At 42.6% G+C, this 19,268-nt stretch carries 26 protein-coding genes; 11 read left to right on the top strand and 15 right to left on the bottom strand.

Going from position 1 to position 19,268, the window contains the following annotated elements; translation table 11 throughout:
* Nucleotides 1–317: 317 nt before the first annotated feature.
* The 3 genes from Q0N70_RS09685 to Q0N70_RS09675 all read left to right on the top strand — a co-directional run bounded on the left by Q0N70_RS09685 (nt 318) and on the right by Q0N70_RS09675 (nt 1,469).
* Nucleotides 318–851 (top strand): GNAT family N-acetyltransferase, encoded by a 534-nt coding sequence (locus Q0N70_RS09685; protein ID WP_294016196.1) that lies wholly within the window; start codon nt 318–320, stop codon nt 849–851.
* A 67-nt stretch (nt 852–918) separates the two neighbouring features.
* The gene (locus Q0N70_RS09680) at nt 919–1,185 is read left to right on the top strand and encodes a type II toxin-antitoxin system RelB/DinJ family antitoxin (protein ID WP_294016194.1); all 267 of its coding nucleotides are present in this window, start codon (nt 919–921) and stop codon (nt 1,183–1,185) included.
* Complete coding sequence (locus Q0N70_RS09675; protein ID WP_294016192.1) at nt 1,179–1,469, top strand: type II toxin-antitoxin system YafQ family toxin; 291 nt, start codon at nt 1,179–1,181, stop codon at nt 1,467–1,469. The genes Q0N70_RS09680 and Q0N70_RS09675 overlap by 7 nt, the downstream gene beginning before the upstream one ends.
* A gap of 51 nt (nt 1,470–1,520) precedes the next feature.
* On the opposite strand, the gene Q0N70_RS09670 is transcribed toward Q0N70_RS09675, so the two are convergent.
* Nucleotides 1,521–2,015, bottom strand: coding sequence for a GNAT family N-acetyltransferase (locus Q0N70_RS09670; RefSeq protein WP_294016190.1), 495 nt, complete (start codon nt 2,013–2,015; stop codon nt 1,521–1,523).
* A 170-nt stretch (nt 2,016–2,185) separates the two neighbouring features.
* Between Q0N70_RS09670 and Q0N70_RS09665 the strand changes: the two genes are divergently transcribed.
* Nucleotides 2,186–2,818 carry a TetR/AcrR family transcriptional regulator gene (locus Q0N70_RS09665; protein ID WP_294016188.1) on the top strand — a complete coding sequence of 211 codons (633 nt, stop codon included), beginning with the start codon at nt 2,186–2,188 and terminating at the stop codon, nt 2,816–2,818.
* Between the two features lie 15 nt (nt 2,819–2,833).
* A complete protein-coding gene (locus Q0N70_RS09660; protein WP_294016186.1) occupies nt 2,834–3,340 on the top strand; it encodes a flavodoxin domain-containing protein in 507 nt (168 codons plus the stop codon).
* Between the two features lie 259 nt (nt 3,341–3,599).
* On the opposite strand, the gene Q0N70_RS09655 is transcribed toward Q0N70_RS09660, so the two are convergent.
* Complete coding sequence (locus Q0N70_RS09655; protein WP_294016184.1) at nt 3,600–4,988, bottom strand: MATE family efflux transporter; 1,389 nt, start codon at nt 4,986–4,988, stop codon at nt 3,600–3,602.
* A gap of 140 nt (nt 4,989–5,128) precedes the next feature.
* The gene (locus Q0N70_RS09650) at nt 5,129–5,506 is read right to left on the bottom strand and encodes a CrcB family protein (protein WP_294016182.1); all 378 of its coding nucleotides are present in this window, start codon (nt 5,504–5,506) and stop codon (nt 5,129–5,131) included.
* A gap of 114 nt (nt 5,507–5,620) precedes the next feature.
* Between Q0N70_RS09650 and Q0N70_RS09645 the strand changes: the two genes are divergently transcribed.
* Complete coding sequence (locus tag Q0N70_RS09645; RefSeq protein ID WP_294016180.1) at nt 5,621–6,544, top strand: transglutaminase domain-containing protein; 924 nt, start codon at nt 5,621–5,623, stop codon at nt 6,542–6,544.
* Nucleotides 6,545–6,547: 3 nt separating this feature from the next.
* Here the strand turns inward: Q0N70_RS09645 and Q0N70_RS09640 are convergent, their stop codons facing one another.
* Nucleotides 6,548–7,423, bottom strand: a complete 876-nt coding sequence (locus Q0N70_RS09640) for a radical SAM protein (protein ID WP_294016178.1) — start codon at nt 7,421–7,423, stop codon at nt 6,548–6,550.
* 257 nt (nt 7,424–7,680) lie between these two features.
* Here Q0N70_RS09640 and Q0N70_RS09635 point away from each other — a divergent pair, with 257 nt between their 5' ends.
* Nucleotides 7,681–8,949, top strand: coding sequence for an ATP-binding protein (locus Q0N70_RS09635; protein WP_294016176.1), 1,269 nt, complete (start codon nt 7,681–7,683; stop codon nt 8,947–8,949).
* Nucleotides 8,950–8,955: 6 nt separating this feature from the next.
* Here Q0N70_RS09635 and Q0N70_RS09630 read toward each other — a convergent pair whose 3' ends face one another.
* The gene (locus Q0N70_RS09630; protein ID WP_294016173.1) at nt 8,956–9,231 is read right to left on the bottom strand and encodes a helix-turn-helix transcriptional regulator; all 276 of its coding nucleotides are present in this window, start codon (nt 9,229–9,231) and stop codon (nt 8,956–8,958) included.
* 147 nt (nt 9,232–9,378) lie between these two features.
* Here Q0N70_RS09630 and Q0N70_RS09625 point away from each other — a divergent pair, with 147 nt between their 5' ends.
* On the top strand, nt 9,379–9,657 hold the full coding sequence (locus Q0N70_RS09625; RefSeq protein ID WP_294016171.1) for a hypothetical protein: 279 nt from the start codon (nt 9,379–9,381) through the stop codon (nt 9,655–9,657).
* 37 nt (nt 9,658–9,694) lie between these two features.
* Nucleotides 9,695–11,026 carry a hypothetical protein gene (locus tag Q0N70_RS09620; protein ID WP_294016168.1) on the top strand — a complete coding sequence of 444 codons (1,332 nt, stop codon included), beginning with the start codon at nt 9,695–9,697 and terminating at the stop codon, nt 11,024–11,026.
* A 41-nt stretch (nt 11,027–11,067) separates the two neighbouring features.
* On the opposite strand, the gene Q0N70_RS09615 is transcribed toward Q0N70_RS09620, so the two are convergent.
* Both Q0N70_RS09615 and Q0N70_RS09610 read right to left on the bottom strand, forming a co-directional pair.
* Nucleotides 11,068–11,352 (bottom strand): BrnA antitoxin family protein, encoded by a 285-nt coding sequence (locus Q0N70_RS09615; protein ID WP_294016165.1) that lies wholly within the window; start codon nt 11,350–11,352, stop codon nt 11,068–11,070.
* Nucleotides 11,315–11,644 carry a BrnT family toxin gene (locus Q0N70_RS09610; RefSeq protein ID WP_294016162.1) on the bottom strand — a complete coding sequence of 110 codons (330 nt, stop codon included), beginning with the start codon at nt 11,642–11,644 and terminating at the stop codon, nt 11,315–11,317. The genes Q0N70_RS09615 and Q0N70_RS09610 overlap by 38 nt, the downstream gene beginning before the upstream one ends.
* Before the next feature lie 293 nt (nt 11,645–11,937).
* Between Q0N70_RS09610 and Q0N70_RS09605 the strand changes: the two genes are divergently transcribed.
* Nucleotides 11,938–13,284: an MFS transporter gene (locus tag Q0N70_RS09605; protein WP_294016159.1), complete on the top strand. Its 1,347-nt coding sequence runs from the start codon at nt 11,938–11,940 to the stop codon at nt 13,282–13,284.
* A gap of 201 nt (nt 13,285–13,485) precedes the next feature.
* Here Q0N70_RS09605 and Q0N70_RS09600 read toward each other — a convergent pair whose 3' ends face one another.
* The 8 genes from Q0N70_RS09600 to Q0N70_RS09565 form a co-directional block, all read right to left on the bottom strand.
* Nucleotides 13,486–13,713: a pyridoxamine 5'-phosphate oxidase family protein gene (locus Q0N70_RS09600; RefSeq protein WP_294016157.1), complete on the bottom strand. Its 228-nt coding sequence runs from the start codon at nt 13,711–13,713 to the stop codon at nt 13,486–13,488.
* Nucleotides 13,714–13,758: 45 nt separating this feature from the next.
* On the bottom strand, nt 13,759–14,316 hold the full coding sequence (locus Q0N70_RS09595) for a GNAT family N-acetyltransferase (protein WP_294016155.1): 558 nt from the start codon (nt 14,314–14,316) through the stop codon (nt 13,759–13,761).
* Between the two features lie 114 nt (nt 14,317–14,430).
* Nucleotides 14,431–14,646, bottom strand: a complete 216-nt coding sequence (locus tag Q0N70_RS09590; protein ID WP_294016153.1) for a hypothetical protein — start codon at nt 14,644–14,646, stop codon at nt 14,431–14,433.
* Between the two features lie 99 nt (nt 14,647–14,745).
* Nucleotides 14,746–16,059, bottom strand: a complete 1,314-nt coding sequence (locus tag Q0N70_RS09585; protein ID WP_294016150.1) for a winged helix-turn-helix transcriptional regulator — start codon at nt 16,057–16,059, stop codon at nt 14,746–14,748.
* 173 nt (nt 16,060–16,232) lie between these two features.
* Nucleotides 16,233–16,847: a C39 family peptidase gene (locus Q0N70_RS09580; RefSeq protein WP_294016148.1), complete on the bottom strand. Its 615-nt coding sequence runs from the start codon at nt 16,845–16,847 to the stop codon at nt 16,233–16,235.
* A gap of 3 nt (nt 16,848–16,850) precedes the next feature.
* Nucleotides 16,851–17,168 carry a HigA family addiction module antitoxin gene (locus Q0N70_RS09575; protein WP_294016146.1) on the bottom strand — a complete coding sequence of 106 codons (318 nt, stop codon included), beginning with the start codon at nt 17,166–17,168 and terminating at the stop codon, nt 16,851–16,853.
* Complete coding sequence (locus Q0N70_RS09570) at nt 17,140–17,424, bottom strand: type II toxin-antitoxin system RelE/ParE family toxin (RefSeq protein ID WP_294016144.1); 285 nt, start codon at nt 17,422–17,424, stop codon at nt 17,140–17,142. The genes Q0N70_RS09575 and Q0N70_RS09570 overlap by 29 nt, the downstream gene beginning before the upstream one ends.
* Before the next feature lie 50 nt (nt 17,425–17,474).
* Nucleotides 17,475–18,131 (bottom strand): hypothetical protein, encoded by a 657-nt coding sequence (locus Q0N70_RS09565; RefSeq protein WP_294016142.1) that lies wholly within the window; start codon nt 18,129–18,131, stop codon nt 17,475–17,477.
* 158 nt (nt 18,132–18,289) lie between these two features.
* Between Q0N70_RS09565 and Q0N70_RS09560 the strand changes: the two genes are divergently transcribed.
* A complete protein-coding gene (locus tag Q0N70_RS09560) occupies nt 18,290–19,174 on the top strand; it encodes a hypothetical protein (RefSeq protein ID WP_294016140.1) in 885 nt (294 codons plus the stop codon).
* The last annotated feature ends 94 nt before the right edge of the window (nt 19,175–19,268 follow it).

Here is a 19,268-nt window from a genome sequence, read left to right as displayed (position 1 = left end):
AATTTTCAATGGCTTTTTTCTACCCCAAATTGCGAACTTTATTGTACACTATCAAAACATTTATTATAAGTTAAAATTTATAAGATTATTTACAATAACATTTATTATTAACTAAAATCATTGTGATTGTCTATAAAAATACTTGTTCTTAATAAAAATCGTAATAATTATCTGTAATAATATTTATTGTTAATAAAAATCATAGTAATTATCTGCAAAAACATTTATTTTCAATAAAAATCACATAATTTTAGCAAACGAATAGAGAATTTTCATTGCAATTAGTTTACTATAAGCAAAAACTTCTTGGGGCTTATATGGAAAAAACAATAATCACAACCGGCCGACTGATTATCCGCAAATACGAAGAAAAAGATTTGAACGATTTATACGAATACCTTTCCGACGAGGAAGTCGTGCGCTTTGAACCGTACACCGTTCTTAACCTTGATGAGACAAAGAAAAACCTTGAATGGCGGATTTCTTCCGACGAAATTTTTGCAGTTGAGCTGAAAAGTTCCGGAAAAATGATAGGAAACGTTTTTCTTGGAAAGCGCGAATGTGAAACTCTGGAACTTGGTTATGTTCTGAACAGAAAATTCTGGGGAAACGGCTATGCTTTTGAAGCCTGCAGCGCAATGTGCGAAAATGCGTTTTCAAACGGCACGCACAGAATCGAAGCAAACTGCGATCCGCAGAATTGCACCTCATGGAAACTTCTTGAACGGCTCGGATTTGTCCGCGAAGGCCATCTTCACAAGAACATTTATTTCCGCAAAGACAAAAACGGAAACCCAATCTGGAAGGACACATATATTTACTCAAAACTGAACGTTGAAGAAAAACTGTAATTCACACTTGAAAAACACATAAAATTCACATATATTCAAGTGTAAACAACTGTTTTTGGAGGATATTATGGCAAACTTAACAATTACACTCGACGATCAAGACAAAAGAGATATTTCTTCATTCTGCGAACAGGTTGGAATGACAGTTTCTGGACTTTACAATGTATTTACAAAACAAGTTCTCCGCGAAGGACGCATTCCGTTCGACATCGCCGTTGACCGCCCGAATCGCAAGACAATCAAAGCCATGAAGGAGGGTGACAGAATTGCGAACGACCCGAATGTGAAGGGATATCCATTTAATGAATTTGTTGAGGAGATGAAAAAATGGTAGAGCCGAAATATCAAATCAAGTGGACTTCGCAATATAAGAAAGACATAAAACTTGCGAAAAAGCGCCATTACAAAATTGAAGAATTACAAAAAGTTGTTTTCTCTCTCGCAAACGGGCTCCCCCTCGACGAAAAATACCATGACCACGAGCTTGAAGGAAACTGGAAAAATCACCGGGAATGTCACATAAAACCGGACTGGCTTTTAATTTATCAGATAAAAAATGACGTGCTGATTCTTGAGCTTTCACGCACAGGAACTCACGCTGATTTATTTAAAAAATAGAACGTTTTTTCTTCCAGCCTGATTATTTTTTCCGAAAGCCTTTTGTAAAATTCACACTTCGCGGTAATATGGGCAGATGTCCTCAAAATGTCCGTCTTTCATTCTGAAACCGCCTTTGATTGTGCCAAGTTGGATAAATCCGAGCCTTTCGTACAAATGCCGCGCGTGGATATTTGTTGCCACAACCGCATTGAACTGCAGAATTCTAAAACCTGCGAGCCGGGCTTGAGAAAGGCAGTCTTTTACAAGAAGTTCCCCAATGTGAAGACCGCGGCAACCGGAGCTTACGGCGTAGCTTGCGTTTGCAATGTGCGAGCAGCGGCCGACGTTGTTCGGGTGCAGAATGTAAAGACCAACTATTTTTCCGCTTTCAGTTTCTTCGGCGACAGCGCAGTAAGTTTGAGATGCAAAGAATTCCGCACCTGTTTTTTCAGTTAAATATTCTTCCTGCGGAAAGGCGACTCCTTCCTCTACAACCTCATTCCATATTCCGCACATCGCAGCAATGTCTTTTTCTGTATATTTTCTCACAATGATTTTGCTCATAGTTTTTCCCTAATTCAAGAAATTATATCGAACTCAAAAAATGCGGGCAATAGTTTCTTTAAATAAAGTATTTCATTCCTCTTGACAAAGTAACCGATTGATAACTATTATACAATTATAAATAAACGAACGGTTACTTAATTAAATTTTAAAAGGGAGGTAATATAAAAATGTCCTGCGAAACAAAAGAGCAAATTATGGAAGCCGCACTTGAACTTTTTTCCCAAATTGGATTTTTAGGAACCTCCATGAGCGATATTGCGTCTCAGCTAAAAATCACAAAGGGCGCGCTTTACAAGCATTACGAAAGCAAACAGCAAATTCTTGAGCGGATTATTGAACGCATGGCAGAGCTTGACTTGGAACGCGCAAAAAAATACGAGATGCCAGAAAACGAGCAAAAAGAATTCGCAGAAGCATACAATCATATTTCAGCTGAAAAAATCCGCGAGTACAGCATTGCACAGTTCAAGCATTGGACGGAAGAAAAATTTCCATCCCAGTTTAGAAAAATGCTTACGCTGGAACAGTTCCGCAGCAAGAAAATGTCAGAACTTCATCAGACTTATCTTGCGACAGGACCGATTGAGTACATGACAGAGATTTTTAAAAAGATGACAGATTCGGATGTGGCGGCAAGACAGCTTGCGCTTGAATTCTACGGACCGATTTTTATTCTTTACAGCATTTACGATGGCGCAGAAGAGGACGCAAAAAAATCAGTTTTTATTCAGCTTGAAAATCATATAGAAAATTTTATAGAACGTCTCGAAAAAGAGCGCACTAAAAAACAATCAAAATAAATTCGGAGAAAAAAAATGAAAGCAATCATCTACACAACAAACACAGGAAGCACGGCGCAGTACGCAAAAATGCTCGCGGAAAAAACTGGACTTCAGGCTTTTTCAATGGAAGAGGCAAAGTCAAAAGTTGAGGCAGGAAGTGAAATTATTTATCTTGGCTGGATAATGGCGGCTCAAGTAAAGGGCTGCAAGGCGGCTGCAAAAAAATACAAAATCCGTGCCATTTGCGCAGTCGGAATGGAAAAGACTGGAACACGCACAGAAGAAATCCGCGGAAAAACTTGCGTTCCAGCTGAGATTCCGCTTTTTACATTGCAGGGAAATTTCAACGTGAAAAAACTGCATGGACTCTACCGCATTATGATGAACATGATGGTCAAAATGGTTACAAAGCAGCTCGGAGCAAAAGCAGAACGCACACATAGGGAAAATGAAATGCTTGAAATTATGCTTCACGGCGGAGAAAATGTGCGGGAAGAAAATCTGAAGTCCATTCTTGATTATTACAAAAGCATCCAGTAGAACTTAAACATCAGAAGTTCTCATTCATATTGTCATTGCCCGGCATAACCGGGTAATCTGTTGCAACAGATCTTCGGGTCAAGCCCGAAGATGACACTTTTTTTACCTGTCAATGACATTTTTTTTTAATCGGCAATGTCAGTTTTCAAATCCAGCAATGTCATTTAAAACTTACTAGACATCTTCATGACAAAACTCATTTTATTTTGTTCCAGTCAGTATTTGAATCAACCACAAATGCACGCCACAGAAAATCACTTTAGTTCCATTCCCCCCTTCTCCACTTCCCCGTCTTGTATTCCGAGAATGAAATCACGAAGTTCATAAACCAGCCCATCGGAACGGAATACCAGACCCATTCAATTCCGAACCGTGGAGCGCATACGACCGAAACAACCACGCGGATTGAAAGATTGATTAGATTTGCCAGCGTAAAAACTTTCATGTCGCCCGCGCCGCGCAAAAGTCCGTCGCAGGCCATTTTAAATCCTATCCAGCAGTAAAAAAATCCTTCAAAACGCAAAGCCGCCTGACCAGTCCGCAACGCAGTTTCGCTTCCGCCCGCACCGATAAAAAGAGAAATCAGCGGACGGTAAAAAATCTCAATGCACACGCAGAGCGTTACCGCAAAAAAAGCGACCATAAGATTCGCCGCATGGTAGCCTTTTACAACGCGCTCCGGTTTTCCAGCCCCGACATTTTGCGCCGTGTACGAAGACATCGAGTTGTTTATTGCCGCCATCGGAACAATCGCAATCGAGGCAATCCGGCTGAACGCAGAATATCCGGCAAGAGCTTCCGAGCCAAAACTGTTGACAACAGACTGAACCAGCATCATCCCGATTGAAACAGTGGACTGCTGTAATATAGAAGGAATCGCAATTTTCGCCATTGAAGCAAGCTCGCGTCCGTCAAAAAAACGGAACTTTCTGCCGCAACTCACACCACCGGCAACTTCTCCAGTCGCCGCCACACAACCTGAATCCTTGAATTTTCCAAGCGTGCTCATAAAAACCGCAAACGACAAAACGCACGAAAGCCCCTGCGCAATCAGCGTGGCCCAGGCAGCTCCGGCAACTCCAGTTTTAAGCACCGCAACAAAAACAAAATCCAGCGCCACATTCAGAACAGAAGAAAAAATCAGAAAAACAAGCGGAATCCGTGACTTTCCCAGCGCATTGAACATCGAAGAAATCACATTGTACATGAACAAAAACGGCAAACCTAAAAAGTAAATCCGCAGATAAACAAGTGCCATGTCCAGCGCGTCAGAAGGAGTCTTCAAAAGCACAAGAAGCGGCCGGTTTATGACAATTCCCACCGCGCCAAGAAAAACGCTGATTCCCAAAAACGTCAAAAACGCAGTGCTCACCGCAGTCTTCATCGCAGAAAAATTACGCGCGCCAAAATACTTGCTCACAATCACCGAAGAACCAACGCCGCCGCCAATCGCCACGCAAATAAAAACAACCGTAAGCGAATACGACGCCCCGACCGCCGCCAGAGCCTGTTCGCCCACAAACCGCCCCACAACCGCCGAATCGACCATCGTGTAAAGCTGCTGAAACAAATTGCCAATTATAATCGGAACAGAAAAAACAAAAAGCGCATAAAACGCCGGCTTTGAAGTAAGATAATCGCTTTTCATACCAAAATCATAGCAGAAAAGAAAAAAAGTGTCGAATCTTCAGATTTTTTAAATTCGGGTGGCTTTTTGCTCCACTTCACTTCGTTCCGCTTCACAAAAACCGGGATTAAATCCCCTGCCACATTTTAAAATTCATTTACCTAACGGATGCAGTTTTGCCCAGCAATCACGCACAGAATTCCCAAAATCAAGCTTGAAAAAGCGTAAACTGCCGCCATAAAAAAGTTCTTCCCCGAAACAAAATTCGCGCTTTCCAACGCAAATGTAGAAAAAGTCGTGAATCCGCCGCAAACGCCAGTCTTAAGAAAAAGCACAACAAGCGGACTGAACCTAAAAGAAACTTTCTGCGCCGCCAGAGAAGCCAGCGCCGTAACAACGCCAATCGCAAAGCAGCCAAGCATATTCACAACAAAAGTCTGAAACGGAAAAACGCTCTTCACCGGAATCAGCGTAAAAAGATAACGCAAAACGCTTCCCGCCGCACCGCCTGCTGCAACAGCCAAAATATTCAAAATCATAAGGCAATTTTATAAACTTTGCGTTCGCAATTCAATCAGCGGAAGAACAGAAATGCGCAAAAATTGTCAAGAAGATATTTTTCGGTTCTAGTAACATGAGCGTGGAGGATTTTTATGGAAGAAAAAATTTTGGAGCATTACAGAAAAACCGGAGCGTTCACTTATTCAGGATTGTACGCGCAATATTTCCGCTCGCTGCCGGACGACATCGCACAGCTCGGACGGCTTGTTTGCTCCCAGGTTATTCACCGTGTTACGCTGAAAGAAGGCAACACAAATTTCAACGCCACACTTTTATACGGAGACATGAACCGCTATCCTTGGTTCGCTCCTAGATGCCACGATGATCTGCTTGTAACCGCAGCCGCAATGACAGCGGAACTTTTCAGGCTTGACGAGCGCGGATTCACAAAAGACAGAGCCGTGGAAAACAAAATTGTTGTAACCTGCCGCTACGTTTCAGTTCTTATGAGCGCGATTTTAAAGGCAAAAGGAATTCCTGCAAGAAGCCGGGCGGGATTTGCTCCGTATTTCAAAAACGGAATCAGCATGGACCACTGGATAAATCAGTATTTTTGCGAAAAGGAAAACAGATGGATTACATTTGACGCTGACGGATTTTACGAGGAAGCCGGAATGGAAATTCGCCAGTACGATATTCCTCACGAAAAATTTGACTGGGCGGCGGAAAGCTGGATTTCAGCAAGGAGCGGAAAACAAGACGGAAAGAAATTTTTGTACGCGGACGGAAAAGGAACTTGCGGAATTCCTGCCCTAGCCCGTTATCTGGTTTACGATTTCCACGCGCTTATGAACAACGAGCTTACATTTACATTTCTGCCTGAATTCATGGACGGAAGGCTTGATTCTTTAAGCGAAGAAGAACTTTGCGAACTTGACGGGCTTGCAGAACTGCTTTTAGACCCGGACAAAAATTTTGAAAAGCTTTGCGACATCTGGGAAACAAAAAGAAAATTCCGCGTGCTCAACAGTCCGCTTGTAGGAAGCTACGACCACGGCGCGGAATACGAAAAGTGAATCCTAAAATTCAAACATTCCCTGCGCGGCGTTTTGTTTTTCTTCGGGGAACGTGTTAAGGTACTCAAACACTTTTTCCGGCCGCCACTCGATTCCGGCTTTCTGACATTCGCTTACAAGAAGCCTCATCAGCCGGTCGTTTTCTGGGCTTGTAACTTCGTAAGAAGATCCGTAGGTGCGGATATATTTTTCTTTAAGACCTGGAAAGTGCTGATCGAGTTTGCTGTAAAAATATTCGCGGTTTCCTTCGCGCAGTGTAAGTCCGATTTCAAAGCAGATTATTCCGCGCACTTTTTCCTGAACGCAGATTTCCAAAAGGCGGCGGATATTCTGCTCGTTGTCGTTTATAAACGGAAGAAACGGCGAAAGCCACACAACGGTCGGAATTTTGCGCTTTCTGCATTCGGCAAGAACTTTTGCACGCTCATCCGTGGTGCAGACCGCAGGCTCAATGACTCGGCAAAGATTTTTATCCGCAGTCGTAAGCGTCATCTGGACAACAGCTTTTGATTTTGCGTTGATTTCTTCTATTATGTTGATGTCGCGCAGAATCAGACTGCTTTTTGTCTGAACCGCAACTCCGAATCCGTACCTGCTGATTACTTCAAGACAACGACGCATAAGACCAAGTTCCGCCTCGCAGTGCATATAAGGGTCGCACATCGAGCCAGTCCCAATCATGCACTTTTTCCGTTTTGAGGAAAGTTTTTGCTCCAAAAGTTCCGGCGCGTTCCGCTTTACCTCGATGTCCTCAAAATCATGGTTCATCTGATAACAGCGGCTTCTGGAATCACAGTAAATGCAGCCGTGCGTGCAGCCTCGATAAATGTTCATTCCATTGCGCGCCGAAAGAATTCCTTTTGATTCTACAAAATGCATGGCTGATTATAGCATGTTCCGTGATGTTTTCAATTCACCGAAGTTGAAAGTTGCGCCGTGTTTCTCAAAGTTTTGGAGTAAAGGATTTTTCCTTCTTTTGGGCGCATGGGTTATCAATCGGAATTCTTTACAAATTTATCTCTTTCTGCCTGTTTTTAGTGATTTTTCACCCTATACAGTGTTAAATATAGAAAATTTATCCCCTTATAAAGTGGATTATTCTTGATTTTTCCTTTTTTGAACAATATAATTACCGTATGAGCATAAATAAGGACAAAGTTAAGGAAGTAATTCTCGAAAATCAGAGGTTCGCGCAGTCTGTCCGTCTGGTTCGACGCAGCATAAAAATCCAGCCGAACTTCAACTATATTTTTGTGGGAATACGGCGCGCCGGCAAGTCATTTTATCTGTTTCAGTGCATTCATGACCTGCTGGCAGACGGTCATAAGATAGAGGAAATTCTTTACTTCAACTTTGAGGACGACCGCCTTGACGGAATTGAACTTGCCGACCTTGACCTGCTTCTGCAGTGCTACGGCGAGATGTTCAGCCACAAGCCTTTTGTTTTTCTTGACGAGATTCAGAATGTCGTGGGCTGGGAAAAATTCGCGCGGCGGCTGGCGGACAACAAATATTCGGTTTTCATCACCGGAAGCAACGCCAAAATGCTTTCCAAGGAAATGGCGACTGTTCTTGGCGGAAGATTTCTTGTTCAGAACGTTTTTCCGTTTTCGTTCGCGGAGCATCTTTCCCTGAACGGAATCACAACGGATCCGGTTTCTCTTATCCGCAGCAAAAATGAAATCGTGCGCGAATTCGAGACGTATTTTTACAACGGCGGACTTCCTGAGCTTCACTATGCGCAGGGAGCGGAAAAGCGGCTTTGGCTCAGCAACCTTTACAACAAAATCTATTTCGGCGATTTGATTTCGCGCTATAAAATCAGGAACGAGATGGCAGTCAAGCTTCTGATAAAAAAAATCGCGGAAAGCGTAAAGCAGCCCTCATCGTACACAAGGCTTGCGAACATCGTCTCATCGTGCGGAACAAAGGTCAAGGCGGAAACGGTCGCGGAATATCTGAACTATGCGGAAGAAGCGTGGCTTGTCTTTCATGCGGAAAATCTTTCAGCAAAGCTTTCGGAACGTGAATCCGTCAAAAAATACTACATAACGGACAACGGAATTCTGAACCTTTTTCTGACCGACCCGAACACTTCACTTCTGGAAAATCTTGTGGCGGTAACGCTTTTGAGGAATGAGACCGAATTCTACTTTTACCGCTCCGCCGACTGCGAGGTTGACTTTGTTCTGCCGGAAGAAAAAACCGCCATTCAGGTCTGCTACAGCCTTTCCGATGACGAGACAAGAAAACGCGAATTTTCCGCCCTGCACTCATTGGACAGACGCTACGAACTGAAAAACTGCCTTGTGATTTCAAAGGATGCGGAGGAAACCGCCGAATACAAAGGAACGCAAATTAAAATTCTTCCCGCCTGGAAATGGATTCTGGCAAAACATAATTGAACGGATTTACAGCGCCTCAAGCAGCGCGGCGATTTCTTTTTTGATTTCTGACTTTGACTTTATTTCTGACTCGGGGAAAAATTCACGCGGATTCGTCTCAAGGACCTCGGCGATTCTGATGATTGTCATGAGCGACGGCTGGTTTCTGCCGGACTCCACGTGCGTGTAAAAGCTCTGCGAGAAATTTCCGCGCGTGCACACTTCCAGCTGCGAAAGTCCCTTTGAAATGCGCGCATGCCTTATCTTTTCGATTACATATCTGTGAATTTCCTCATTTGTCATGCAAAAATGATATTATTCTTTAGAGCATGATACGATTCTCTATACAGAATAACAATTACTTGATAGAGTAATTAAATTACTTTATAGTAAACAAAAATAACTCTATAAGACAACAACCCATCATCAACTTATTCACAGGAGAAAATCATGAAACCACAGGCAACCAGCAAAAAGAACACCGCAAAACTCACCGCCGCGCTCTCTGCGCTTATTCTGCTTTTTCCGTGCTGCATGGACTCAACTTCAGGCGGAAATTCATCCGGCTACGACAGCGGAAGCGACACCGGAAACAACGGCAGCTGGGAAAATCCCGACGACCCGGACGCACCGGAAAATCCGGATGACGATGACAGTACAGGTGGGAACAACGGAGAAGATTCAGGAAACACAGAGCCTGACGAGCCCAAGCCCCGACACTCCCGATAATCCGGAAAGCACAACTGAAATCGACAGCAGCACCGACATGAGCAAACTCAATCCGGCAAAAACATATATCTTTAAGGCGACAGACGGAACTGTAGACGCCGCAAAACTTGTGCTTGCAAAGAAAATACTTGGCGAAAACTTGTCTTTTACAGAAACTGATGTAAATTACACACTTGATTTTTCAAACAAATCATTTGCTGATACAACCAATGAGATTGAAAGCAGAAGTGAATATGCATCAAAGAAGGGTTTGACTTCTTCTACATCAATAATTACTGATGAAAATTTGACCGAAACAATAAAAATTGGTGATGTTGAATTTATTACAAAACCAATATATTACAAAGGTGATAATGATAAAGTTATTCAACAGGCTTTTAAATTTGGCAAAAATGTTGATAATGTAAAGGTTACCTTCGGTAACAGTCACAGTATGACCGAAGCATATAAGGGTGGTATAATCCTTGAAAATTCAAATGCTACAATAGAGGCTGATAATATTGCTTCAACAACATTAACAGGAAATTTATATGCAGAAACAATGGAAGGGTTATCAGAAAATTCCTTGATGAAAAAATTAACGGAAGCTTCAAAGTTGCCTACACTTGAATTTTTGATAGGTTTCTTGGGATCTAATTGGAATTATTATGGTACTGGTATAGACAAGATTTTTGAAAATTACTATAAGACTGGTAATAGCGGCAAGGTATCATTGAATGCGCTTGATGCTCCTTTTGACGCCAAGGATGCTTTGAATGGAGAATTTATGTATAAAGAAGATGGTACTTTTAACAGAGCTTATAATCTTGACATCAATACCGCTCTTTTAATGGCTGAAAAATTAACGAATGAGATAAAAAATGTTAATATATCTGGAAATATGACATCTGATAAAGATGCTACTTTTATTCCAACAAATGTTCGTTTTTCTGGAAATGTTTCTGGTTTGAACTTTACTACAACTTCTGGATGCGGCCTCATAGACTTTGCTGGTGTTGGTCCTAAGTATATTAGTGCGCCAAGTGCAAAAATTGTTGTAAAAGGAGTTGGCGATGAAGGTAAGTTTTTGGGTCGTGTTGTTGATCTTTCTTCTCTTAGCAAAGATGTATTAAGTAAAGTTTCAACTAAATCTCAAAATGTTGGAAAAGTATATCTTCCAACAGGTGTTGAAAAATCTGATTTTACCGGTGGTTATGCTTACTCTGAGTATGATAACGGTTCATCTGCATCAACAAACAGGGCTTGGGAGGAAGCTGGACGTAATGGAACTCTTCCATCCGATTCCCTTTCAAAATTGGATGTAAAGGCAAAGGCTAATAATCCACTTTTGCAAAAATTACTTGATGAAAATCGCCCCGTTTACGGTTAATATAGATTCTTCCGCAAGTCCGCCCCCCCCGGCGGATTTTTTTAATCAGTAAAATCCAGCACAGGCATTTTGTGCTCCATCACGACGGAACGAAGGATTTCGTTTGTCTTTGACTGATAGCCTTTCCCGAAACTTTTTAAGACTGCAACTAAATCTGCGTCAAGCCTCATTGTGACTGTCTGTTTTATAGGCTCAATCTTGTAATATTTGAATTTAGCTTTTGAAAAATCCGTTGTCTTTGGAATGTCAGAATAGTCAACAGGGACATTTCCGAGATTTTTCAGCTCGTCAATTTGTTCCTGTGTAAGATTTGATAAATTCGTCATACGCTTTCTTTTCCTGCGGGTCAAGCCCTCTTGCTGAAATCAAGCGGTGCCGTTCCTTTCCGTCTGAACACCGTTCCGTATAAAACACTGTGACTACGGCGATTCCGTTTATGTTTCCGAAGCCCTGATACCTTTGCTCTGTCTCTGAGTGTTCCTCATCGGCAATCTCAAGAAACAGCGGGTCAAGAAAAACTCTGGAAGCCGTCTCAAAGCTTAAGTGATGCTTTTTTATGTTGATGAGATTTTTTTCACTGTCCCATTCGCATGTATCATCACTGCTGAAAACCGTCATGATTGTATTATAAATCGTTATTTACAAAGTTGTAAAGATAGAATTCATGTCATTCTCCCCCTTGCCAAAGTTCCGCCGGCTGTCTACAATAGGCGGCAAGTTTGCGTCGCAAATTTTCAAACGGATTATCCAGTCAAGCTGGATAATGACAAATTTTTTTCAGGAGGTAGACCGTGATTCTTTGTATTGCAATGTCTCCGTGCAAAGTCTTTTAGGGCAGTTTGTACGGAGTAGTTTCTGCTCTTGGACTTTGCGTTTCATCAGAAAAATGAAATCAAATGGAGCAAAGTCTTATGAAAAATTTTATGAAAACACTGCGGGAAATGAGGACGTTCCTGCTTTTGTGGATTACACAGTCCTTCTCTTCATTCGGAAGCGCGATGACTTCATACTCGCTTGTCATCTGGTCGTACACGCAGAAAGGTTCCGCGCTCATGACAGCCCTTCTGATGGTCTCAACCTACACGCCTTATGTGATTCTCAGCATTTTTGCCGGCGCGCTCAGCGACAGGTGGAACAAGAAAGCCACTATGCTCGTCTGCGATTCGGTGGCGGCGGTCTCAACGGTGGTGATGTTCGTCCTGCTTAAAAACGGGCTTCTTGAAATCTGGCACCTTTACCTGATAAACGCTGTCGGCGGCCTGATGAACACGGTCCAGTCTCCGGCTTCGGAGGTTGCTGTCTCGCGGATTCTGCCGAAGAAACACTATCAGCGTGTGGGCGGCCTGCGCTACTTTTCCAACGCCCTCAATTCGATTTTCGTGCCGATTCTTGCGACTGCGGTTGTGGGGCTTTTCGGGATGACGGCAGTGGTCGCCTTTGACCTTGCGACTTTTTCCGCGGCGTTCCTTGTCCTTGCGCTCGCCATAAAAATTCCTGAGCCGGGCGGAAATCCGGAAAACGGAAACGCGCGGTCATCTTTGGAAAATCAGGCTGAAAAAGCAAAGTTCATGGATTCGGTGAAGGACGGAATCTCGTTCCTTAAAAACGAGCGCGGACTTCTTTGCATGATAATGTTCCTCTCGTCAATCAACCTGATTGCTTCGATTTACAGCGCGGCTCTTCCTGCGATGGTTCTTTCAAAGGGAATCGGCGGACAGAAGGCGCTGGGGCTTGTGAATTCGGTAATCGGAATTTCCATGCTGATCGGAAGCGTTCTTGCGTCGGCAGTTCCGGCTCCGAAGAACCGCGTGCGCACAATCTTTGTGTGCCTGTTCATCTCGATGGGAACGGAAAACATCATGCTCGCTCTGGGACGCTCGCCGGTTGTGTGGTGCGTCGGCGGATTTTTGGGCTACATCCTGATTCCGCTGATGAGCACGAACCTTGACGCAATCATGCGCCTTCGCGTGCCGGACGGGATTCAGGGGCGGGTCTATTCGGTGCGGAACACGTTCCAGTTCTTCACGATTCCGGCGGGATATTTCCTGGGCGGATTTCTTGTGGACAAAGTGTTCGAGCCGTTCATGGCAAGATTCGCGGCAGGCACATTCCTTGAGCGCGTCTTCGGAACAGGAAAAGGCTCCGGGGCGGCGCTGCTCTTCTTTGTGATTGCGTTCGCCGGAGTCGCCGTCTGCATAATCTTCAGAACAAGCCGCTCAATCCGCGCGCTGGAAAAGGAGGAGCTGGAAAGAAAGTAGAATTGTATTGGGATTGCTGATACGCCTGTCAGCAGATGACAAGCCTCCCTTTCGGGAGGCGAAAGGCAGGCTTATTGACAGTCAATAGTTCTGCCTGTCGGCTGTCAATAGGCAGCGGTTTTAAAGAACCATGCTTATAGCATTCTATATGCTGCATCCGGACAGTATATGTTCATTCTCTGCAAATCGCTAGATTCCCCATCACTTATACTTGCACGTCCTGAACTTTCCTTCAATCCTGAAAGTCGCTTCAATCGTGTGGAATTTTAGCAGGCGGAATTTCGGGTCATCGATTTTCTTGCTGAAAAACCACTTGTCCGAGTCGTTCCAAATGCTTTGTTGAATCGCCCGGTCTTCCACAAAATCCACGTTGCCGACCAAAGTCTCGCTGTTCAAAAGTTTTGTCGCCTTCCCTCTCAATTTCTGCAATCTGCTCTTTTTGAATCTCACCAGCTGTTTTTTCCATTCTGAAATTTACAAATCAGCACTTTTTGTCTGTTCCAGCACAAATTCCATCTGGATGTCGAATGGTTCTTCCGCCACCATTTTTTCGTTGATTTCCACAGCCGGAATGCAGCCCAAAGCCTTGTACGCCGTCTGGCTTTCCTTTGACGAATGGGCGGAAATGTAGAGTTTTTGCGCGCCAAGATTTTTCGCTTCCGAACAGGCTAGGGCGAACAACTTGCGACCGATTCCCCGACCGCGGAAATCTTCTGAAACCTGAAACTGCTCAAGGTTCACGTACTTTGCAGAATTGCCGAAAATCTTGTGCTCGACCGTAACGAATCCCACAATGCGGTTTTTGCAGAACGCCCCGAATGCCGACAAATCTTTTTCCAGCCTGCAAGAAATTCCTGCGGCAACCTCACGGCATTTTTCAACCGGCCAGTTTTCCGTAAAATTGTTCGGAACAAGTTTTAGCTCGCCGTCAACGTTCCTCCAACATTCTGTGATTGTCTGATGCCGCCTGAATTCATCGAGTGAATGTCCGCCAAAATTTTCGTGATTAAGTTTTTCGTATCTGATTTCCATGTGAATCCTTGTAAAACTAAAATGGTTAGTTAATATATATCTAACGTGATTAGTTTTGTCAAGAAAGGGGACTTTAGGGAGTGATAACGTCTTATATTTAAGATTGATTTTTGATTAAATCAGGTTGTAAAATTTCAGTGCCGTTTTTACTTTTTCAATTTTATCAGTGGGGCAAGGATTTTTTCTTTCATTTGGATCTTTACGATTCCATGCTGGTTTTACAAGAATCCCACATTTTTCTTTAACATCTGCAATCCAACAACTTTTTGCTATAAATCCATAATTAGATTTAGTGTATTCTTGAATTTGCTTTACAGTACCATTTTTCATAAAAATTTTTCCTTTTTGATTGTATTACGCATGCCTCTATTTTTCCACCTCAAAGACTATGTTCACACTCTCGTACAGCGGCATTTTTGAATTGCTATTTTACTGCAAAATCTTCCAGCTGCCGTTTTTGTCCGCACCGAGCCGCTGAATGATTTTTTCCTGCTGAAGTTTTTTCATGTTCCGGTTCACGGTTTCGCGTGCGATGTTCAGTTTTGATGCGATTTCATTTTGTGTTATGCAAGAATTTTCTTTTATCATGTTCAGGATTTTTTTCTGTGTTTGTGTGAGTTTTACAGTGATATTTAGGGTGACATTCTTATCATTTACAGTGATTTTTCCATGATTTACAGTGACGTTTTTATCTTTTTGTGTGACATTTTTATTGTTTACAGTGACATTTCGTGTGATATTTTTGTTATTTACAGTAGCTTTTTTAGTGTTTCGAGTGACAGTTTCATCTTTTACAGTGATATTTTTGTCGTTTTCTGTGACATTTTGAGTGATGTTTTTATTATTTGCTGTGACTTTTCCGTAGTTTACTGTGACATTTTTTTCTTTGATTTCCAGGAAATCTTTTGCCCTGATGTGGAGGAATCTGTTTTTCAGTTCGTTGTGTTCTTTCAGTAAAAGATTCCGGAAGAATTTTTCAAGGAATTCCGAATTTTCATGGATTCCTTTTTGAAGATTGTTGTAGTTTGCGCGGACAAGGGCGTTCCGGAAATACCAGGAATTTTCCGCAAAAAGTTCGTTGTCCGCATCGAATCCGAGCGAGCGAAGATATTTTATCGTGAAAACCGCAGTTGTCCTTGTGTTGCCTTCTCCAAAGGCGTGAATCTGCCAGAGCCGCGAGACAAAAAAAGTTATGTGCTTTACGATTTCTTCCAGAGTAAGATTTTTATAGCTGAAATGTCTTTCCTGCTCAAAATCGTAGTCAAGCGCGGCTTTCAGTTCAAATGCGGCTCCGTACATTACGGAATCGCCGTCCAGGACCCATTCCTTTTTTGAGATGTCATAGTCCCGGATTTTTCCCGCAAACTTGAAGATTCCGTCAAAAAGTCTGCCGTGAAGTGCAATCAAGTATGACGGAGAAAAGTTAAACGATTTTTCGCTTAAAATCTGCGCGATTCTTGATGAAACTTTGTCGGCTTCTTCTGTCCGCCCGTCGTCACCGCTTGAACGGTTAACTTTCGACTCATAATAGCTGTCGATTATTGAGGTCGCCTCTGCAACCGAAATTTCACCGTCGATATTCCGCTTTGCGGTTTCAAAAAGATATTTTGACGGCGTAAGTCCATCCACCTGCTGCAAGCCGATTGCCGTAGCCCAGGCATAAGTTTTTTCCTTTTTTGCAGGCTCTGAGTTGCGGATATATTCTTCAAAATCAAGCTCATAAGGCGATTTTTTTTTCGGCATAATCGGAAAGTCCTTTAGTTTTCAGGGGATGTCTTAGAAGTTGAAATCTCGGTGGCTGATTTTGTCGAAACTACCATGCGTATCGGCTTGTCATTTCGACAGGCTCAATGACCTCTAGGATTTAAACTTATTGGAAACCCTTTTTCTTCTTATTAATTATATTACACACCTCTTCATCTTTCCACCGTAAAAAACGTGTTCGCGTACAGCGGCATTTTGGGCATTGCGGTGTTCCAGAGCTTCTTGAATTCTTTTTTCGGGATTCTTCTATTATAATGCGGTTCGTTGCAGTTTGAAAGCTCAGCGAGCGATTCGGCGATGAAAACATTCTGCTCGTCGTAGCCGACAACAGGAACGTAATGAAGCCAGTTTTTGTCCGAGCGGATTTTTATCATCACGATTACCGGGTTTCCGCCTGCGACAGCATTTTTGAGCGCGTTCAGGTTTCCGCGGCAGTATTTTACTTTGAATCCGTTTCTACAAAGGAAGTTGAAAATCCCTTTCGGGTAAACGTAGCCGCCGCTCATTTTATTCGGCATTTTTTCGTAGACTGAATTTCCGTCCGCCTGAATATTCCAGTGCCGCATTACGAACGCGGAGGAAAATCCTGAGCATTTGAATCCGTCCTGAAAGTCAATCCGGTTCGGCTTTGTAATAAGGAATTCCTTTGCCTTTGTTTTTGTGCTGAAACAAAAATCAAGCCGCCCCATCAGCGCTACGTCAACAATCGTTGTGGTCAAAAAGTATGAGAATAGTGAAATTGCCGTGATAAGAAGAATCAGTTTCATATCCTAAACGTAAGCGTACATTTTGATTGCCGCAAATTCAGCCTTGTGCTTGCTTTCCTCTTCCTCAAGGTCGTAGAGATTCTGAAGATTCAGCCAGAATTCCGCTGTCGTTCCAAAGAATTTTGAAAACCTGATTGCAGTGTCGGCTGTAATTGAACGCTTCCCGTGGATTATCTCTGAGATTCTTGTCTGCGGAATGTCGGTTTCTTTCGCGATCCGGTACGCCGTGATATTCATCGGTTCAAGGAATTCTTCCTTCAAAACTTCACCGGGATGAATGTTCGGCAGCTTGTCATCTGTGATAGTCCTGTATTCCGACATCTTCGGCACCTCCATCTTCAAATCTAAAAACTATCCGCCACTGGCCGTTTATTCTGACTGAAAAATATCCGTCCAGATTTCCGGAAAGTTTTTCAAGCCGGTTTCCGGGCGGAATCCGCAGGTCGTCAATGGTTTTTGCGGCGTAAATCATTCTGAGTTTTCTTCGTGCGGCATTCTGAATTTCCGGCGGAAGCTTTCTGCTTTTTGTTCCGCTGAATATCAGCTCCGTTTCCCCGTCCGCAAAAGTCCGAATCATAAGTCTATACTAACGTTTGTCAGAAGTATTTGTCAAGGGAAAAATATTTTTTACTTCCTTACTTTTCCTGCAATCCTCAGAGCTGCCTCGATGTGCATTATCCAGTGGCGCGAAAACGGCATTTGAATAAGTCCGCGGAAATCTTTGCAGCACCAGTAGTCAATCAGCCAGATGGCGTTTTCATCCGTGCTGACAACGTTCAGCGATTCAAGTTCTTTTCTGCGTTCGGCGGAAACTTTTTTCTTCAGGTCGGAATAGGAAAGGGCGGAAAGAATTTTTTCTGTCTGGGTTTTGACTTCGTGAATGTAGTTTTGAAGTTCGGCAAGGTTCAGCTGGCGTGAAAAATCTGCAATCTGCTGTTTTACAAGCTCGTTTCCGGTCGTGATAATCGGGCTTTTTGTGCGTTCCTTGTAGTTTGAGCGGAAGAAAATCTGCTCGCCGCCTGAAATCAGCGTGTTCGCCACGATGTCTTCAATCCTGAAAATGTGCCAGAGCGAATATGCGACAGTTTTTGAATGATAACCTTCCGCATTCAAAAAAGGAATCGCGCAGAACTCCTCGCTACTCAAATCGCGGAAAAATCCGTCCGCAACCTGCATGAGTTCGTTGCGCAGCTCAAAAAGCGTTTTAATTCCGTCCGCAAAAGTCGCTTCTTTTTTCAGCTGAATCTGCATTTTCTTGTTGAGTTCTGACCATTCCTTGTTCATCTTCTCTTTCCTTTAAAAACTAATTTAATTAGGAATTATATAACTGATAGCAAAATCATGTCAAGAAAAGAAATTTCCGCTTTTTTTATATAACCACTTGACACTCCCCCCCCCGATGTAAAATGCCTCATATTTTATTATTTACAAGGAGGCTTTTTATGAAAGCTTTTAAAAAAATTTGCACAGCGCTTATGCTTCTTGCATTTGCGTTCGTATTCGCGTCATGCTCTAACGGCAGTGATTCAGATGATGATGACAGCAGCTCAAACGGTTTGCCATCTTCTGTAGGAAAAAATGTTCTTGCCGGAAACTCTTATCAATATTCAAAGGCAGATGACGATAAGACAAAGACAATTACTTATGCATTTAAAGACGACACTGTTACAGAAACAAAAGTTGAACAGAAAACTGGCAAATCAGCAGAAACAGACATAACGGTATACAACTACACTTACAATGCAAATACCGGACTTCTTTATATGAAAATTGTTTCTTGGACTAGCGATGGCGTAAAAATGACTTCAATGAATGATGTGTACAAGTATTTTGCAAAAGTTGAAGAATGCACTGTTGACGAGGCAAAGGAATTTTTCGGCGATGAAGATATGTTTGCAGAAAATATTTCTATGTGCTATTTCGTAAAGGATGATGGAAACATTCTTTTGGGCAACTACTTTGATGATGATGAAGATGTAAAGAGCTCTAATTTTAATTATGAGGAAGAAACTACACTTAGAGTAAAATTTGATAGTGAAAAAATAGAACTGAATGAAGCCACAAAAACTGACTGGAAAATCGAACTAGATGCAGAAGAAACTTTCTCTGGCAATAATATTGCAGGTTCATACACAGTAAAAGCAAAGGCAAAAAAAACTTTGAAAGAATTGAATGGTGATGACAAATTGAATGAAGCAAATGGATATATCATGGTTAAATTCTCAAAGCTTCCTAGCGAAATGTCATCAGCACCCTACAACATGGAAACAGGCACAGAGTACAAATTCATTTTTGACCTTGACTGCGATGAATACATAAAACAGTAAGGTTAAAAAAATAACATTTTATAATTGCTAAAAGACAGGCTGTCCAATCGGGCGGCCTTTTTTGTTTCCATTGTCAGTATAGCAATTTGTCATT

It is taken from the genome of uncultured Treponema sp. (genome assembly GCF_945873775.1).
Classification (GTDB): Bacteria; Spirochaetota; Spirochaetia; order Treponematales; family Treponemataceae; genus Treponema_D.
The sequence above is the reverse complement of the archived record's forward strand: the minus strand, read 5'-3'. Positions and strand labels throughout refer to the sequence as shown.

What these genes read in the sequence shown, in the direction of transcription:
- Q0N70_RS09685 (WP_294016196.1), top strand. Translation starts at nt 318, where the DNA reads ATGGAAAAAACAATAATCACAACCGGCCGACTGATTATCCGCAAATAC.
- Q0N70_RS09680 (WP_294016194.1), top strand. Translation starts at nt 919, where the DNA reads ATGGCAAACTTAACAATTACACTCGACGATCAAGACAAAAGAGATATT.
- Q0N70_RS09675 (WP_294016192.1), top strand. Translation starts at nt 1,179, where the DNA reads ATGGTAGAGCCGAAATATCAAATCAAGTGGACTTCGCAATATAAGAAA.
- Q0N70_RS09670 (WP_294016190.1), bottom strand. Translation starts at nt 2,015, where the DNA reads ATGAGCAAAATCATTGTGAGAAAATATACAGAAAAAGACATTGCTGCG.
- Q0N70_RS09665 (WP_294016188.1), top strand. Translation starts at nt 2,186, where the DNA reads ATGTCCTGCGAAACAAAAGAGCAAATTATGGAAGCCGCACTTGAACTT.
- Q0N70_RS09660 (WP_294016186.1), top strand. Translation starts at nt 2,834, where the DNA reads ATGAAAGCAATCATCTACACAACAAACACAGGAAGCACGGCGCAGTAC.
- Q0N70_RS09655 (WP_294016184.1), bottom strand. Translation starts at nt 4,988, where the DNA reads ATGAAAAGCGATTATCTTACTTCAAAGCCGGCGTTTTATGCGCTTTTT.
- Q0N70_RS09650 (WP_294016182.1), bottom strand. Translation starts at nt 5,506, where the DNA reads ATGATTTTGAATATTTTGGCTGTTGCAGCAGGCGGTGCGGCGGGAAGC.
- Q0N70_RS09645 (WP_294016180.1), top strand. Translation starts at nt 5,621, where the DNA reads ATGGAAGAAAAAATTTTGGAGCATTACAGAAAAACCGGAGCGTTCACT.
- Q0N70_RS09640 (WP_294016178.1), bottom strand. Translation starts at nt 7,423, where the DNA reads ATGCATTTTGTAGAATCAAAAGGAATTCTTTCGGCGCGCAATGGAATG.
- Q0N70_RS09635 (WP_294016176.1), top strand. Translation starts at nt 7,681, where the DNA reads ATGAGCATAAATAAGGACAAAGTTAAGGAAGTAATTCTCGAAAATCAG.
- Q0N70_RS09630 (WP_294016173.1), bottom strand. Translation starts at nt 9,231, where the DNA reads ATGACAAATGAGGAAATTCACAGATATGTAATCGAAAAGATAAGGCAT.
- Q0N70_RS09625 (WP_294016171.1), top strand. Translation starts at nt 9,379, where the DNA reads ATGAAACCACAGGCAACCAGCAAAAAGAACACCGCAAAACTCACCGCC.
- Q0N70_RS09620 (WP_294016168.1), top strand. Translation starts at nt 9,695, where the DNA reads ATGAGCAAACTCAATCCGGCAAAAACATATATCTTTAAGGCGACAGAC.
- Q0N70_RS09615 (WP_294016165.1), bottom strand. Translation starts at nt 11,352, where the DNA reads ATGACGAATTTATCAAATCTTACACAGGAACAAATTGACGAGCTGAAA.
- Q0N70_RS09610 (WP_294016162.1), bottom strand. Translation starts at nt 11,644, where the DNA reads ATGACGGTTTTCAGCAGTGATGATACATGCGAATGGGACAGTGAAAAA.
- Q0N70_RS09605 (WP_294016159.1), top strand. Translation starts at nt 11,938, where the DNA reads ATGAAAAATTTTATGAAAACACTGCGGGAAATGAGGACGTTCCTGCTT.
- Q0N70_RS09595 (WP_294016155.1), bottom strand. Translation starts at nt 14,316, where the DNA reads ATGGAAATCAGATACGAAAAACTTAATCACGAAAATTTTGGCGGACAT.
- Q0N70_RS09590 (WP_294016153.1), bottom strand. Translation starts at nt 14,646, where the DNA reads ATGAAAAATGGTACTGTAAAGCAAATTCAAGAATACACTAAATCTAAT.
- Q0N70_RS09585 (WP_294016150.1), bottom strand. Translation starts at nt 16,059, where the DNA reads ATGCCGAAAAAAAAATCGCCTTATGAGCTTGATTTTGAAGAATATATC.
- Q0N70_RS09580 (WP_294016148.1), bottom strand. Translation starts at nt 16,847, where the DNA reads ATGAAACTGATTCTTCTTATCACGGCAATTTCACTATTCTCATACTTT.
- Q0N70_RS09575 (WP_294016146.1), bottom strand. Translation starts at nt 17,168, where the DNA reads ATGTCGGAATACAGGACTATCACAGATGACAAGCTGCCGAACATTCAT.
- Q0N70_RS09570 (WP_294016144.1), bottom strand. Translation starts at nt 17,424, where the DNA reads ATGATTCGGACTTTTGCGGACGGGGAAACGGAGCTGATATTCAGCGGA.
- Q0N70_RS09565 (WP_294016142.1), bottom strand. Translation starts at nt 18,131, where the DNA reads ATGAACAAGGAATGGTCAGAACTCAACAAGAAAATGCAGATTCAGCTG.
- Q0N70_RS09560 (WP_294016140.1), top strand. Translation starts at nt 18,290, where the DNA reads ATGAAAGCTTTTAAAAAAATTTGCACAGCGCTTATGCTTCTTGCATTT.